At 71.6% G+C, this 13,063-nt stretch carries 14 protein-coding genes; 7 read left to right on the top strand and 7 right to left on the bottom strand.

Annotation, left to right across the window (positions count from 1 at the left end; translation table 11 throughout):
• Positions 1-134: 134 nt before the first annotated feature.
• Entirely contained in the window at positions 135-1,331 is a 1,197-nt protein-coding gene (locus ACIO52_RS15525; RefSeq protein WP_402644404.1) for a low temperature requirement protein A, read from the bottom strand.
• Positions 1,332-1,367: 36 nt separating this feature from the next.
• The gene (gene ddaH / locus ACIO52_RS15520; protein WP_342800816.1) at positions 1,368-2,252 is read right to left on the bottom strand and encodes a dimethylargininase; all 885 of its coding nucleotides are present in this window, start codon (positions 2,250-2,252) and stop codon (positions 1,368-1,370) included.
• Positions 2,253-2,389: 137 nt separating this feature from the next.
• On the opposite strand from ddaH, the gene ACIO52_RS15515 reads away from it, so the two are divergent.
• The 5 genes from ACIO52_RS15515 to ACIO52_RS15495 all read left to right on the top strand — a co-directional run bounded on the left by ACIO52_RS15515 (position 2,390) and on the right by ACIO52_RS15495 (position 6,429).
• The gene (locus ACIO52_RS15515; RefSeq protein WP_218718291.1) at positions 2,390-2,827 is read left to right on the top strand and encodes an Lrp/AsnC family transcriptional regulator; all 438 of its coding nucleotides are present in this window, start codon (positions 2,390-2,392) and stop codon (positions 2,825-2,827) included.
• Positions 2,828-2,875: 48 nt separating this feature from the next.
• A complete protein-coding gene (locus ACIO52_RS15510; RefSeq protein WP_218718292.1) occupies positions 2,876-3,511 on the top strand; it encodes a precorrin-8X methylmutase in 636 nt (211 codons plus the stop codon).
• On the top strand, positions 3,508-5,055 hold the full coding sequence (locus ACIO52_RS15505; RefSeq protein ID WP_316575156.1) for a precorrin-2 C(20)-methyltransferase: 1,548 nt from the start codon (positions 3,508-3,510) through the stop codon (positions 5,053-5,055). The genes ACIO52_RS15510 and ACIO52_RS15505 overlap by 4 nt, the downstream gene beginning before the upstream one ends.
• A gap of 165 nt (positions 5,056-5,220) precedes the next feature.
• Positions 5,221-5,742: a ubiquitin-like domain-containing protein gene (locus ACIO52_RS15500; protein WP_218718294.1), complete on the top strand. Its 522-nt coding sequence runs from the start codon at positions 5,221-5,223 to the stop codon at positions 5,740-5,742.
• A 144-nt stretch (positions 5,743-5,886) separates the two neighbouring features.
• Positions 5,887-6,429, top strand: coding sequence for a PadR family transcriptional regulator (locus ACIO52_RS15495; RefSeq protein WP_218718295.1), 543 nt, complete (start codon positions 5,887-5,889; stop codon positions 6,427-6,429).
• Positions 6,430-6,434: 5 nt separating this feature from the next.
• On the opposite strand, the gene ACIO52_RS15490 is transcribed toward ACIO52_RS15495, so the two are convergent.
• The 3 genes from ACIO52_RS15490 to ACIO52_RS15480 form a co-directional block, all read right to left on the bottom strand.
• Positions 6,435-7,187, bottom strand: a complete 753-nt coding sequence (locus ACIO52_RS15490; protein WP_402644460.1) for a cobalt-precorrin-6A reductase — start codon at positions 7,185-7,187, stop codon at positions 6,435-6,437.
• A gap of 262 nt (positions 7,188-7,449) precedes the next feature.
• The gene (cbiE, locus tag ACIO52_RS15485; RefSeq protein ID WP_402644397.1) at positions 7,450-8,703 is read right to left on the bottom strand and encodes a precorrin-6y C5,15-methyltransferase (decarboxylating) subunit CbiE; all 1,254 of its coding nucleotides are present in this window, start codon (positions 8,701-8,703) and stop codon (positions 7,450-7,452) included.
• On the bottom strand, positions 8,682-9,434 hold the full coding sequence (locus ACIO52_RS15480) for an SDR family NAD(P)-dependent oxidoreductase (RefSeq protein WP_218718297.1): 753 nt from the start codon (positions 9,432-9,434) through the stop codon (positions 8,682-8,684). Before ACIO52_RS15480 ends, cbiE begins: the two co-directional genes overlap by 22 nt.
• 98 nt (positions 9,435-9,532) lie before the next feature.
• Between ACIO52_RS15480 and ACIO52_RS15475 the strand changes: the two genes are divergently transcribed.
• Positions 9,533-9,931 (top strand): TIGR03618 family F420-dependent PPOX class oxidoreductase, encoded by a 399-nt coding sequence (locus ACIO52_RS15475; RefSeq protein ID WP_402644394.1) that lies wholly within the window; start codon positions 9,533-9,535, stop codon positions 9,929-9,931.
• Positions 9,932-9,941: 10 nt separating this feature from the next.
• Here the strand turns inward: ACIO52_RS15475 and ACIO52_RS15470 are convergent, their stop codons facing one another.
• The gene (locus tag ACIO52_RS15470) at positions 9,942-11,069 is read right to left on the bottom strand and encodes a M24 family metallopeptidase (RefSeq protein WP_402644391.1); all 1,128 of its coding nucleotides are present in this window, start codon (positions 11,067-11,069) and stop codon (positions 9,942-9,944) included.
• A gap of 118 nt (positions 11,070-11,187) precedes the next feature.
• Here ACIO52_RS15470 and ACIO52_RS15465 point away from each other — a divergent pair, with 118 nt between their 5' ends.
• Entirely contained in the window at positions 11,188-12,159 is a 972-nt protein-coding gene (locus ACIO52_RS15465; RefSeq protein WP_402644388.1) for a 5'-3' exonuclease H3TH domain-containing protein, read from the top strand.
• A gap of 59 nt (positions 12,160-12,218) precedes the next feature.
• Here ACIO52_RS15465 and ACIO52_RS15460 read toward each other — a convergent pair whose 3' ends face one another.
• Positions 12,219-12,953, bottom strand: a complete 735-nt coding sequence (locus ACIO52_RS15460) for a DUF4333 domain-containing protein (protein WP_402644386.1) — start codon at positions 12,951-12,953, stop codon at positions 12,219-12,221.
• Positions 12,954-13,063: the final 110 nt, after the last annotated feature.

Below are 13,063 nucleotides of genomic sequence, written 5' to 3'. Positions count from 1 at the left end.
GGGTGCTGGGCGGGGGGGCGATGGGAAATATGTTCGCCGACGCGTACCTGCTGCGCGAGGGTGGCACCTAATTCGTGTGATCACCCGCGCGGTCCGTGCGCGGGTGCGGCGATCCGCACCGGCGCACGGAGGCGCTACGCGCGAATCGGGCGACGCGCGCGCACAGTCTCCGACACCACCGCCACCGTCAGCGTGACCATCACCCCGACCACCAGCCACATTCCGCCGAGGTGCGGTGCGGCCCAGGCCAGCACCAGCGCGGCCAGCAGGCACGGCAGCGGCCAGCGCAGCAACCAGCGGGGGCCCGCGCTGGCGAGCCCGCCCAGACCGCAGACCAGGAAGAACGCCGCGGCGCCGCCGCCGAGGACCCAGCCGATGCCCGCGGGCAGGTGCCCGGACGGATGCGCGGCGACCAGCCCGAGCCCGGCCGCGACGGTGGCCACCGCCACGCTCAGCGCGCAGTGGGTGGCCATCACCCGATGCCGGGTCACGTCGATGGTGGCGGTCGAGGCGTCCATCATCCGCGGCACGAACCCGTAGTGCAGCGTCAGGCCCCACATGCCGAGCAGGCACAGAAAGGCGCAGACCCCGATCACCGCGACCGGCACGGTCCACTCCTCCACCGCCACCGCCGCGATCACCGAGATCACGCCCTCACCGAGCACGATGATCAGGTATTGACCGAGGCGCTCGCCCAGATGCCCCGGATCCGCGTGCAGCATCTGCAGGTGCGGCAACCGACGACGCGGCGGCCGGGGCGCGCCCGGACGACGACGGCGCACTCGGGCGCGCACCCGTCGCTGCGTCTCGAGCATCAAGCGTTCGGCGTCGACGGTGAACATCACCCACAGGTCGATCGCGAGGCCGGCACCCCACAGCACGAACTTCCACGGCGCGGGCACCCACAGCGAGATCACCCACGGCAGCGTCCCTGAGCCGATCTGCGCGATCGGCCAGTCCACCACCACCTGGCCGCGTCCCCACTCCGAGGACGACGCGATCCGGACCAACACGTAGATCGCGGCGAAGACGTTCGCGTGCTGGTCGGGCATCCCGTCGACCGAGGCCATCATCACGCACAGGCCGAACATGCAACCGAACACCAGCGCGGTGCGCGCCTGCTCGCCCGCGACGTTGCTGTACACGGTGACACAGGCCCACACCACCCAGAACGCGAGCGAGAGCAGCACGTACAGGCCGAACTCGCTCAGCGAGGGACCCCGGTGCAGCAGGTGCGTGAGCTGGCCGATCCCCGCGACGGCGACGAGATCGAAGAACAGTTCGGTCCAGCTGGCGCGCCGTTCCGCCGTGGTCTCCTCCGGGTGTGCCACCCGGACAGTATGTGGCCGGTGCGCGCCCGGTCCCGGCTACCCGGCGGTCGTGTCGCGGCGGGTGTGCAGCTCCAGCACACAGCACTTCACCCCGCCGCCGCCCTTGCGCAGTTCGGACAGGTCGACCGGCACCGGCGCGAAACCCCGTTCCCGGAGGGCCGCGATGAGACCGGTGGCGCCCGGGTCGAGGAAGACGTGGTGACCGTCGCTGACGCCGTTGAGGCCGAACGAGAGCGCGTCGTTCTCCTCGGCCAGGATCGCGTCCGGGTAGAGCGCGGCCAGCACGTCGCGGGCGGCCGGACCGAACGCGCCCGGGTAGTAGGCGATGGTCGAGTCGTCGAGCACCATCAGCGCGGTGTCGAGGTGATAGAAGCGCGGATCGATGAGTTCCAGCGACACCACCGGCAACTCGAAGTACCGCTCGACCTCGGCGTGCGCGGACAGCGAGCAGCGGAAGCCGACCCCGGCCAGGATCCGCCGGCCGGCGAAGGCGAAATCGCCCTCGCCCTCGTTGGTCTCGGCCGCGGGCGCGAGCGCGCGCAGTTCCCTGGCCGCGAACCAGCGATGGAACGCCGGGCCCTCGGCGGCCCGTTCGGGGTGGGCGAAGCGGGCCGAGAGCGCGTGCCCGCCGATCACGATCCCGCTGTTGGCGGCGAACACCATGTCGGGCAGGCCGGGCTCGCCGGGCACGGTCTCCACGGTGTGCCCGTGGTCCTCGAGCACCGCCCGCAGAATCTCCCACTGGGCCAGCGCGCGGGCGCGGTCCACGGGCGCGGCGGGATCCATCCACGGATTGATCGCGTAGGCGACCGCGAAGTGGTCGGGCCTGCACATGACATAGCGGCGCGGGGTGGCGACCCGCGCGGGCGCCGGGGCGACCCGCGCGGACGGGGTGGCGCGAAGAGGGGCTGCGGCGGTCATCAGGACTCCCGGTGGCTGCGCGGATCGATAGTTCCTACGAAGGTAAATGTGCGCGCGTTGCACGGGGAACACCGATTCGTTGCGCATTTCGATGCCAGAATGGAGAAATCTTGTGTTTCGCCGGGCGAAGGAGTGACGTGGACGATATCGATCGGCGCATCCTGTCGGTGCTGCTCACCCACGCGCGCGCCTCGTTCCAGGAGATCGGCGCGGTGGTCGGGCTGTCGGCCCCGGCGGTGAAGCGGCGGGTGGACAAGATGGTCGCCAGCGGGCAGATCACCGGGTTCACCGCGCAGGTGAATCCGGCCGCGCTGGGCTGGACGACCGAGGCGTACGTGGAGGTCTACTACCGCGACAACATCTCCCCCGCCGAGCTGCGCCGCACCCTGGAACCGATACCGCAGGTCGTCGGGGTGTGGACGATCGCGGGCGAGGCCGACGCGCTGGTGCACGTGATGGCCACCGACATGGCCGAGATCGAGGTGACGGTCGAGCGGATCAGGGAGAACGCGCGCGTCGGCCGCACCCGCAGCTCGCTGGTGATGTCCCGCATCCTCGAGCGGCCGCGCACCTGAAGCACCGCGACGGAAAGGCGGTCGGACACAGGTTCTAGGGTTGTCCGCATGTCCGATGTGCGTACCAGCTACCTCACCGACGGGGCCGAGATCTATCGGCGCTCGTTCGCGACGATCCGCGCCGAAGCCGACCTGGCCGGTTTCCCCGCCGATGTCGAGCGGGTCGCGGTGCGCATGATCCACGGCTGCGGGCAGGTCGATCTGGCCGCCGACATCGCCTACTCGCCCGGCGTGGTCGCCGCCGCGCGCGCCGCGCTGCACGCGGGCAAGCCGATCATCTGCGACGCGAACATGGTCGCCTCGGGCGTCACCCGCAAGCGCCTGCCCGCCGACAACGCGGTGCTGTGCAACCTCACCGACCCACGGGTGCCCGCGCTCGCCGCCGAGCTGGGCAACACCCGGTCGGTGGCCGCGCTGGAACTGCTGCGCGATCAGCTCGACGGCGCCGTGGTCGCCATCGGCAACGCCCCCACCGCGCTGTTCCACCTGCTCGACATGCTCGACGCGGGCGCGCCGACGCCCGCCGCGATCATCGGCATCCCGGTCGGCTTCATCGGCGCCGCCGAATCCAAGCAGGCGCTCATCGACTTCGGCGGGATCGAATACCTCACCGTACGTGGCCGTCGCGGTGGCAGCGCGATCACCGCCTCGGCCCTCAACGCGATCGCGAGCGAACAGGAATGAGCGAGATCAGCACCGGCAAACTGTGGGGCATCGGCCTGGGCCCCGGCGATCCCGAACTGGTGACGGTGAAGGCGGCCCGCCTGATCACCGCCGCCGATGTGGTGGCCTTCCACAGCGCCCGGCACGGTCGCAGCATCTCGCGCGGGATCGCGGAGCCCTACCTGCGCCCGGGCCAGATCGAGGAGCACCTGGTCTACCCGGTGACCACCGAGACCACCGACCATCCCGGCGGCTATCAGGGCGCGATCGACGAGTTCTACGAGCAGGCCGCCGCCCGGCTCGCCGTGCACCTGGCCGCCGGGCGCTCCGTGGCCCTGCTGGCCGCCGGTGACCCACTGTTCTACAGCTCCTACATGCACATGCATCGCCGGCTGGCCGACCGGTTCGAGGCCGAGATCGTCCCCGGCATCACCTCGGTCAGCGCGGCGTCGGCGGCGCTGGGCACCCCGCTGGTCGAAGGCGAGCAGGTGCTCACCGTGCTCCCGGGCACGATGCCGGTCGAGGAGCTCACCCGCCGGCTGCGCGATACCGACGCCGCTGCGATCATGAAGCTCGGCCGCACCTATCCCGGTGTGCGCCAGGCACTGTCGGACTCCGGCCGACTCGACGACGCCTACTACGTGGAGCGGGCCAGCAGCACCCGCGAACGGGTGATGGCCGCCGCCGACGTCGACGCGGCCGACGTGCCCTACTTCGCGATCACCCTGGTGCCCGGTCCGGCACCGACGACGCCGATCGTCGCCCGCGACAAGGCCGCGCGCGCCACCCAGGCCACCCCGGCCGCTCCCGCGACGGCGGGCGAGGTCGTCGTGGTCGGGCTCGGCCCCGGCGACACCGCGTGGACGACACCGGAGGTCACCACCGCACTGGCCGAAGCGACCGACCTCGTCGGCTACACCACCTACATCGACCGCGTGCCCGTGCGGCCGGGTCAGCGCAGGCACGCCAGCGACAACAAGGTCGAATCCGAACGGGCCGCCATGGCGCTGGATCTGGCCAAGCGGGGCGCCAGGGTCGCGGTCGTGTCCTCGGGCGATCCCGGGGTGTTCGCGATGGCCGCCGCGGTCCTCGAGGTGTCGGCCGAGCCGCAGTTCGAGCAGGTGCCGGTGCGGGTCCTGCCCGGCCTGACCGCGGCCAATGCCGTCGCGAGCCGGGTGGGCGCGCCGCTCGGGCACGACTACGCGATGATCTCGCTCTCCGATCGCCTCAAGCCGTGGGACGTTGTCGCCCAGCGTCTTTCGGCCGTCGCGGCCGCCGATATGGCGATCGCCATCTACAACCCGGCCTCCTCGCAACGCCGCTGGCAGGTGGGCGCCATGCGCGATGTGCTGCTGGCGCACCGGGCGCCGGAGACGCCGGTGGTGCTCGGGCGCGATGTCGGCGGGCCGACCGAATCGGTCCGGGTGATCACCCTCGGCGAGCTCGATCCCGACGAGGTCGACATGCGGACGCTGCTGATCATCGGCTCGTCGACCACCGCCGCGTTCCAGACCAGGGAGGGCACCCGCGTGTTCACCTCCCGGCGCTACGGCACGACCGTCTAGCACGGCCGCCCGCCACGAGGACACCCGCGAGGTCAGCCGGATCCCGGGTGTGCGGTGGCACACTGGGGTGCGGCGGGCCCGTCCCGCCATGGCACAAGCGTGACATCTCGTTTCCTGGTTCGATTCCCCAACGCGTCCTCGCGGACGATGAAAGGACTCACCACGATGAGAGTTCAGCACCACGCACGTCGCACCACTTCCTTACGCCACGCGGTGGCGACCGGACTGACCGCGGTGGTACTGGCCGCGCCGGTCGCGGCCCTGGTCGTCCCCGCCATCGCGTCGGCACAGCCCGCACCACCGCCTCCCAGCGCACCCGCGACACCCGGCGCCCCCGCGACACCGGGCGAATCCGCGGCACCGGGTGAATCCTCGGCTCCCGGGGTATCGGGAGCGCCCGCGGCCCCTGCTGCGCCCGCCTCGCCCGGTCTGCCCGGCGCGCCCGCGGCACCGATCGCGGAGTCGCTCACGCTGGCGGTCACGAACGCCGACGGGGCCGGTTTCGCGGTCACCGTCGACGCGGCGGCGCCCGTCGACACCCTGAAGGTGCTCGTCGAGGAGCAGACCGGCATCCCCGTGGAGCAGCAGCGACTGCTGGTCGACGGTGACGTCGAGCTCGTCGACGGCACCTCGCTCGCGCAGTACCAGCTCGGCGACGGCGACACCGTCACCCTCGCCTCGCGCTGATCGAGCCGCGCGGCGGTGACCCGCACGACGGTCGACCGGGTCACCGCCGCACCGGCGAACACACCGCAACACCTGCGGTCTTGGTGGACAGCGCACCCAGGCGTAACATTCCACTTAGGAATGTCGTTCGAAGGGAGTTGACCGTTGACCGATACCGCGACTCGACGCCGCCCGCTGAACTCCACCGCGGCCTCGCTACTGGGGTTCCTGCACGAAGGCCCGATGTCGGGCTGGGACCTCGCGACCCAGGCCCAGCAACGGATCGGCGACTTCTGGACGATCACCCAGAGTCAGGTCTACCGCGAGCTGACCACCATGGACGCCGCCGGCCTGGTGACCAAGGGCGAACGCGGCGCCAGGGAACGCACGCCCTACCGGATCACCGACACCGGCCGCGAGGCCTTCGCCGAATGGATCGCCCGCGATCCCGGCGCCGAGACGATCCGGGTGCCGCTGCTGCTCACGCTGTCCTTCGGCGAACATCTCGAGCCGGCGCATCGCGATCGGATCATCGCCGCCAACAAGAACATCCACCAGGATCGGCTCGACCGCTACCTCGACGAGGACCCCACCGCGCTCGCCCCGCACCAGCGCGCCACCCTCGAATTCGGCATCGCCTACGAACGGGCGGTCCTGCACTGGTTCGACCAGCTCCCGCACATCTTCACCGGGCCGCGACCGCAGTGAGCGGCTCAGCGCACCCGAGGTGACGCGGCGTCGTGCAGCCAGTCCACGGCGGCGCCGACCTCCTCCACCGTCACCGCGCCCGCGGGCAGCGGCGGCCGGTCGATCATCACCACCGGCAGGCCCGCCGTGCGGGCCGCGAAGATCTTCGCCTCGGTCTGCTCGCCACCGCTGTTCTTGGTGACCAGCACATCGATCCGGTGCCGGGACATCAGCACCAGTTCGTCGTCGAAGGTGAACGGCCCCCGGGCCAGCAGCAATTCGTAGCGCGGGGGCAGTGGTGCCGCGGGTGCGTCGATCGAGCGGATGACGAACCGGTGCCGCCCGCAGCCGGCGAAGGCGCCGACGCCCTGCCTGCCGATGGTGAGCAGCACCTGTTCGCCGTGCGCGGCCAGCGCGGCGGCGGCCGACCTCAGATCGGGCACCCGCGTCCACAGGTCACCGCGACGCTGCACCCATTCGGGGCGCCGCAGGTGCAGCGCCGGGATGCCGACATCGTCCGCCGCGGTCGCCGCATGCGAGCTGACCTGCGCCGCGAAGGGATGGGTCGCGTCCACGACGGCGTCGATCGCGTTCTCGCGTAGCCAGGTTCGGAGGCCCTCGACACCACCGAACCCACCTATGCGCACCGGACCGACGGGCAACCGCGGCTGGGCGACCCGCCCGGCGAGGGAGGACACGATATCGAGTCCCCGTTCACCGGACGCGATCCGCGCCAGCTCCCGGGCCTCGCCCGTGCCGCCGAGGATCAGGACCCTCAGAACTGCCCGCAGACGTCGGCCGAACCCGCCTCGACCAGCAACGGGCGCGCGGGTGCGGTGAACTTCGCGTACTTCATGTCACTTCCCATCATGAAAAAAGAGAACCGGCGGGATTTACCCGGAACGGCCACGACCCTACCCCCGAGGCACGCTTCTTACACCTTCGGTTCGTAACTTTCAGGGCGTCGGGACCCTGCGTGAACGCCGTCACCGTGATCTGCGCGTGATTTGTCCGTGATCGGAAATTCCGGGTCGCGCGCCGCTAACCAGCGGGTTTTGTGACGATCCACTGGGCGACCGGGAGGTGCGGCCGCCACGCGGTGAACCCACCGAGCGGTTCACCCCGGTAGATCTGGAATTTCCGCAGGGCGCCGCCGTGGGTGGCGGTCCAGTCCAGCAGCTGCGCTTCCGATTCCGCGGTGACCGCGTTGGCGACCAGGCGACCGCCCGGACGCAGCCGCTGCCAGCACTGCTCGAACACGCCGTCCTGGGTGAGCCCGCCGCCGAGAAATATCGCGTCCGGTGCCGGGAATTCCCGCTGGGCAAACTCCGAGCGCACCTCGCCTCCAACCGTTATTCCGGGAACGCCGAGCGCGGCGGCATTCACCGCGATCTGTTCGCGGCGCGCGGGGAGCCGTTCGAAGGTGACGGCCCGGCACAGCGGATGGGTGCGACACCATTCGATCGCGATGCTGCCGGAGCCACCGCCGACATCCCACAGCGTCTCGCCGGGCGCCGGGGCCAGCGCGGTGACCGTCAGGGCCCGGACCTCGGCTTTGGTGAGCTGACCGTCGCCGCTGAAGGCGGAGTCGAGCAGTCCGGGCAGGCGGGTGTCCCGACGGCCGCCGGGCTCGGCGACGCAGTCGATCGCGACGACGTTGAGCGGGTCGCCGTCCGGATGGGCCCAGCGTGCCGCGGTGCCGGTGACCACCCGTTCGGCGGGCCCGCCCAGCTGTTCGAGCACGGTGAGCGTGGACGCGCCGAACCCGTTGTCGCGCAACAACCGCGCCAGCAGCGGCGGCGTGGACTCGTCCTCGCTGAGCACCAGCACTCTGCGGCCCTCGGCCAGTTCGGGCAGCACCGTGGGCAACGGCCGGGCAACCACGCTCACCACGGGGACCTCGGCCAGCGGCCAGCCCAGCCGGGCACACGCCAGCGACGCCGAGGACGGCTGCGGAAACACCCGCAGCGACCGCGCGCCGAAGCGGCGGGCCAGGGTGACACCGATGCCGTAGAACATGGGGTCGCCGCTGGCGAGCACGCCGATGCGCCGATCGGCGTTGCGCGCGAACAACTCCGGCAGGGCGGGCAGCAGCGGACTCGGCCACGGCACCGCTTCGGCGTCGCCCGGCGGGAGCAGGGCCAGCTGACGCGGCGAACCGAAGACGACCTCGCACGCGGCGATGGCGGTGCGTGCCGGCTCACCGAGCCCGGACCAGCCGTCGGCGCCGATGCCGAGGACGACGATCGGGGAACCCGCCCAGGCCGACTCGGTCACCGCGGCATCCGGCGCCACACGAACCGCGGCATCAGCCGCATCACGAAGAACATCACCGCGAGCCTGCCGGGCACCGCCACGGAGGTCTTGCCCTTGCCCAGGGCACGCACGACGGCGTCGGCGACCTGACCGGGGGTGCTGGCCATCGGCGCGGGTTCCATGCCGGTGGTCATCCGGCCGATCACGAAGCCCGACCGGACCAGCAGCAGCTGGACGCCGGTGCCGTGCAGAGCGTCACCGAGCCCGCTCGCGAAGCCGTCGAGTCCCGCTTTGGCCGAACCGTAGACGTAGTTGGCGCGGCGCACCCGCACCCCGGCGATGGAGCTGAACACCACGATCTGCCCGGCGTCCTGGGCCCGCAGCAGCGTCGCGAGCGTGGTCAGGATGCTGACCTGGGCGACGTAGTCGGTGTGCACGACCGCGACCGCGTGCGCCGGATCCTGTTCGGCGCGTGCCTGATCGCCGAGCACGCCGAAAGCCACCACGGCCGTGCCGATGCCGCCGTGCTCGGCGGCGATCTTCTCCAGCAGCGGGGCGTGCGTGGCGGTGTCGTCGGCGTCGAATTCCACGGTGTGCACGGCGGTCGCGCCGGCCGCGCGTACCTGCTCGATCTCGGCGTCCAGCGCGCCGGACCGGCGGGCGGCCAGGATCACCACCCGTCCGGGCGCCAGTCGGCGCGCCACCTCGACGCCGATCTCACTGCGCCCGCCCAGGACCAGCACCGGTCCCTCGTTCTGCTGCGTTCCCATGGGCTCAGTCTGTCATCCGCCGCCGAGGCGGGACATCGGGTGGCCGGAGCCCAAACCCGTGCGGCGCGACGCCGATCGCCCCGACTACCGTTTCCCCCATGCCGACCGCCACGACACAGCTCTCCGCCGCCGCCCTCGACTTCGTCACCGAGCGGCACCTGGCCACCCTGACGACCCTGCGCGCCGACGGCACCCCGCACGTGGTCGCGGTGGGCTTCACCTGGGATCCCGACAGCGGGATCGCGCGAGTGATCACCGACGGCGCGTCGGTGAAGGCGCGCAACGCCGCACGGGGCGGATACGCGGCGGTGAGTCAGGTCGAGGGGCCGCGCTGGCTCACCCTCGAAGGACCGGCGACCGTGCTCACCGAGGCCGACGACGTGGCCGAGGCCGTGCGCCGCTACACCGCCCGCTACCGGGTGCCACGGGAGAACCCGACCCGTGTCGTGGTGGCGATCCAGGTGCGCCGGGTGCTGTCGTCGAGCACCCTGAAGTAGCCCGCGCCGCCTACAGGACGGTCAGACCGTGCGGGCGGTTGTTCATCGACTCGGCGCCGTCGGCGGTGACGACCACGATGTCCTCGATCCGGGCGCCCCACTTCCCGCGGAAGTAGATGCCGGGTTCGATGCTGAACGCCATACCCGACTCGAGCACCAGGTCGTTGCCCGCCACGATGTAGGGCTCCTCGTGCACCGACAGGCCGATGCCGTGGCCGGTGCGGTGCACGAAGGCGTCGCCCAGGCCCGCGTCGGCCAGCACGGTGCGCGCGGCCGCGTCGATGGACTCCGCGGTCACCCCCGGGCGAACCGCGGCCACCGCGGCGGCCTGGGCGGCCTCGAGCAGCGCCATCTGCTCGGCGACCTGCTTGCTCGGCGACCCGAGCACGTAGGTGCGGGTGGAGTCGGAGAAGTAGCCGGGTTCGACGGGGCCGCCGATATCGATGACGACGACGTCCCCGGCCTCGATCACCCGGTCGGAGACGCCGTGGTGCGGGTCGGCGCCGTGCGGGCCGCTGCCGACGATGACGAACGCCGCCTCGGTATGGCCCTCCTCGACGATGGCGGCGGCGATGTCGGCGCCCACCTCGACCTCGGTCCGGCCGGGACGCAGGAATTCGCCCATCCTGGCGTGCACCCGGTCGATGGCGGCGCCCGCCCGGCGCAGCGCCTCGATCTCGGCCTCGTCCTTGATCATCCGCGACTGCCGCAGCACGGGCGTCGCCGAGGCGGGCAGGCCGGTGGTCGATTCCGCGAGCGGGATCAGGTGCAGCGCGGGCATGGCGTCGGCGACGGCGATGCGCGAGCCGGCGTGCAGGGTCGAGCGCACCAGCTGATACGGGTCGACGCCGTCGACCCAGTCCAGGATCTGCAGACCGAGCTCACCGGCGGCCGAGCCGTCGAGCGAGGCCAGCTCGAGTTTCGGGATCACCACCGAGGGTGTCGAGCCGTCGGCGGGAATCACCAGGCAGGTGAGCCGTTCGAAGGATTCGGCGGCCGATCCGATGAGGTACCGCAGATCGGGACCCGGGGTGATGAGCAGGGCGTCCAGATGCGCCGCGCGCATCAGTTCGACCGCCCGCTCCAGCCGCTGACCGTAGACATTCGCCGCGAACCTGGCATCCGTGTGCGCGCTCATAGGGTCCGACGTTACCCGCCGCGGGCGCACGCGCCCAGGACGGCGTGATCTCTCTGGCACCGGACGCGCGTGCCGCGCGGCGGGCGCCGGACGGAGCTTTCGGGGCACAATCGACCCCGTGACCGCTGACCAGACCTCCCGTGGGCCCCTGCTGATCCTCGACGGCGCCAGCCTGTGGTTCCGCGCCTACTACGCGATCCCCGACAAGCTCCGGGCCGACGACGGACGCTCGGTGAACGCGCTGCGCGGATTCACCGACATGGTGGCTTCGCTGATCACCAAGCACCGGCCGAGCAGGCTGGTGGTCGGGCTCGACCTGGACTGGCGGCCGCCGTTCCGGGTGGCGCTGGTGCCGTCGTACAAGGCGCACCGGCTCGACACCAGCTCCGGCGCGGCACCGGGCGCCGAGGAGGTGCCCGACACGCTCACCCCACAGGTCGAGATGATCCTCGAGGTGCTCGCGGCCGCCGGGATCGCCACCGGCGGGGCCGAGGGGCTCGAAGCCGACGACGTGCTCGGCACGCTGGCCACCCGGGAACGCACCGATCCGGTGGTCGTCGTCAGCGGTGACCGCGATCTGCTGCAGCTGGTCCGCGACGAGCCCACGCCGCCGGTGCGAGTCCTCTACGCGGGCCGCGGCCTGGCCAAGGCCGAACTGTTCGGCCCCGTCGAGGTGTCGGCGAAATACGGTGTGCCGGAACAGAACGCGGGACCCGCCTACGCCGACATGGCGACCCTGCGCGGCGACGCCTCCGACGGACTGCCCGGTGTCGCCGGCATCGGCGACAAATCCGCCGCGCAGCTGATCTCGAAGTTCGGTTCGCTCGACGCCCTGCTGGCCGCGGTCGACGATCCCGGATCCGACCTCGCCAAGGGGGTGCGGGCGAAACTGGTTGCGGCCCAGGACTACCTGAAGGTCGCCGCGCCGGTCGTGCAGGTGGTGCGCGATGCCGAGGTGATCCTGTCCGGGCCCGACACGCTGCCCGCGACCCCGGCCGACCCCGATCGGCTGCTCGCCCTGGCGAGCGCCTACAACGCCGAGAGCCCGATCACCCGGCTCGTCACCGCGCTGACGGCGGCCCACTGCTGACACGATGTCCGGGCCGCCCGCGTACCCGCGGACGGCCCGGACATCGTTGGTGCGGCAGCCTAGTTCGGGCGACCGACCTCGTAGGTGCCGTCGTCCTTGGTGATCTTGACGGTGACCTTCTTCGCCTCACCGCTGACCTTCAGATCGCAGGTGAAGGTCGCGTCGACCTTCACCTCCTGACCCGAGGGGCACGACACGTCGGAAACGTCGGCGATGCCGTAGGAGTCCTTCAGCACGCGCGAGACGCCGTCCTGCACGGCGGCGGAGTCGAGTTCGTCGGAGGAGAACACGACCAGGAGCAGACCGACGACGGCGGCGAGCACCAGCACGCCCGCCGCGATCAGACCGATCACCAGGCCCTTGCCCTTGCCGCCGGACGACGGGGGCTGCTGGCCCCACTGCTGCTGACCGGGCTGCTGCGGCTGCTGTCCCCACTGCTGCTGCGGCTGCTGACCCCACTGCTGCCCGGCGTTGGCGCCCTGGGCGTTCCAGTCCTGCGGCGGCGGCTGGGTCTGCCCCCACTGCTGCTGCGGGCCGGTCGGCTGCTGCGGCTGCTGTCCCCACTGCGGCTGCTGGGCAGGCTGCTGCGGCTGCTGACCCCACTGCGGCTGCGGCTGCGGCTGCTGCGCGTTCGGGTCACCCCAGTGCTGGGTGGGCTGGGCCTGCTGCGGCTGCTGCCCACCACCCCAGTGCTGGGTGGGACCGGCGCCACCGGCCCCCTGCTGACCTCCCCAGTGCTGGGTGGGATCGTTGCTTCCCTCCCCTGGGCCATTCGGTCCGTACGGGCCGCTCATCCACTCGCCTCCACTCGCATCGTTGTACATACGGTAGCCCCCCGCGCCAGGCCAGCCGCTTTCGCACGACTCCGCCATCACGGTCGGTACGCCAAGAAATCAAATCACAG

This window comes from Nocardia sp. NPDC087230 (assembly GCF_044744725.1).
In the GTDB taxonomy this organism is placed as follows: Bacteria; Actinomycetota; Actinomycetes; order Mycobacteriales; family Mycobacteriaceae; genus Nocardia; species Nocardia canadensis.
This window is presented reverse-complemented; position numbering and strand designations above follow the sequence as displayed.

Bases quoted from the DNA above. Each gene is read 5' to 3' on its own strand.
- ACIO52_RS15500 (WP_218718294.1), top strand. From the start codon at position 5,221: ATGAGAGTTCAGCACCACGCACGTCGCACCACTTCCTTACGCCACGCG.
- ddaH (WP_342800816.1), bottom strand. From the start codon at position 2,252: ATGACCGCCGCAGCCCCTCTTCGCGCCACCCCGTCCGCGCGGGTCGCC.
- ACIO52_RS15475 (WP_402644394.1), top strand. From the start codon at position 9,533: ATGCCGACCGCCACGACACAGCTCTCCGCCGCCGCCCTCGACTTCGTC.
- ACIO52_RS15480 (WP_218718297.1), bottom strand. From the start codon at position 9,434: ATGGGAACGCAGCAGAACGAGGGACCGGTGCTGGTCCTGGGCGGGCGC.
- ACIO52_RS15460 (WP_402644386.1), bottom strand. From the start codon at position 12,953: ATGAGCGGCCCGTACGGACCGAATGGCCCAGGGGAGGGAAGCAACGAT.
- ACIO52_RS15510 (WP_218718292.1), top strand. From the start codon at position 2,876: ATGTCCGATGTGCGTACCAGCTACCTCACCGACGGGGCCGAGATCTAT.
- ACIO52_RS15470 (WP_402644391.1), bottom strand. From the start codon at position 11,069: ATGAGCGCGCACACGGATGCCAGGTTCGCGGCGAATGTCTACGGTCAG.
- ACIO52_RS15505 (WP_316575156.1), top strand. From the start codon at position 3,508: ATGAGCGAGATCAGCACCGGCAAACTGTGGGGCATCGGCCTGGGCCCC.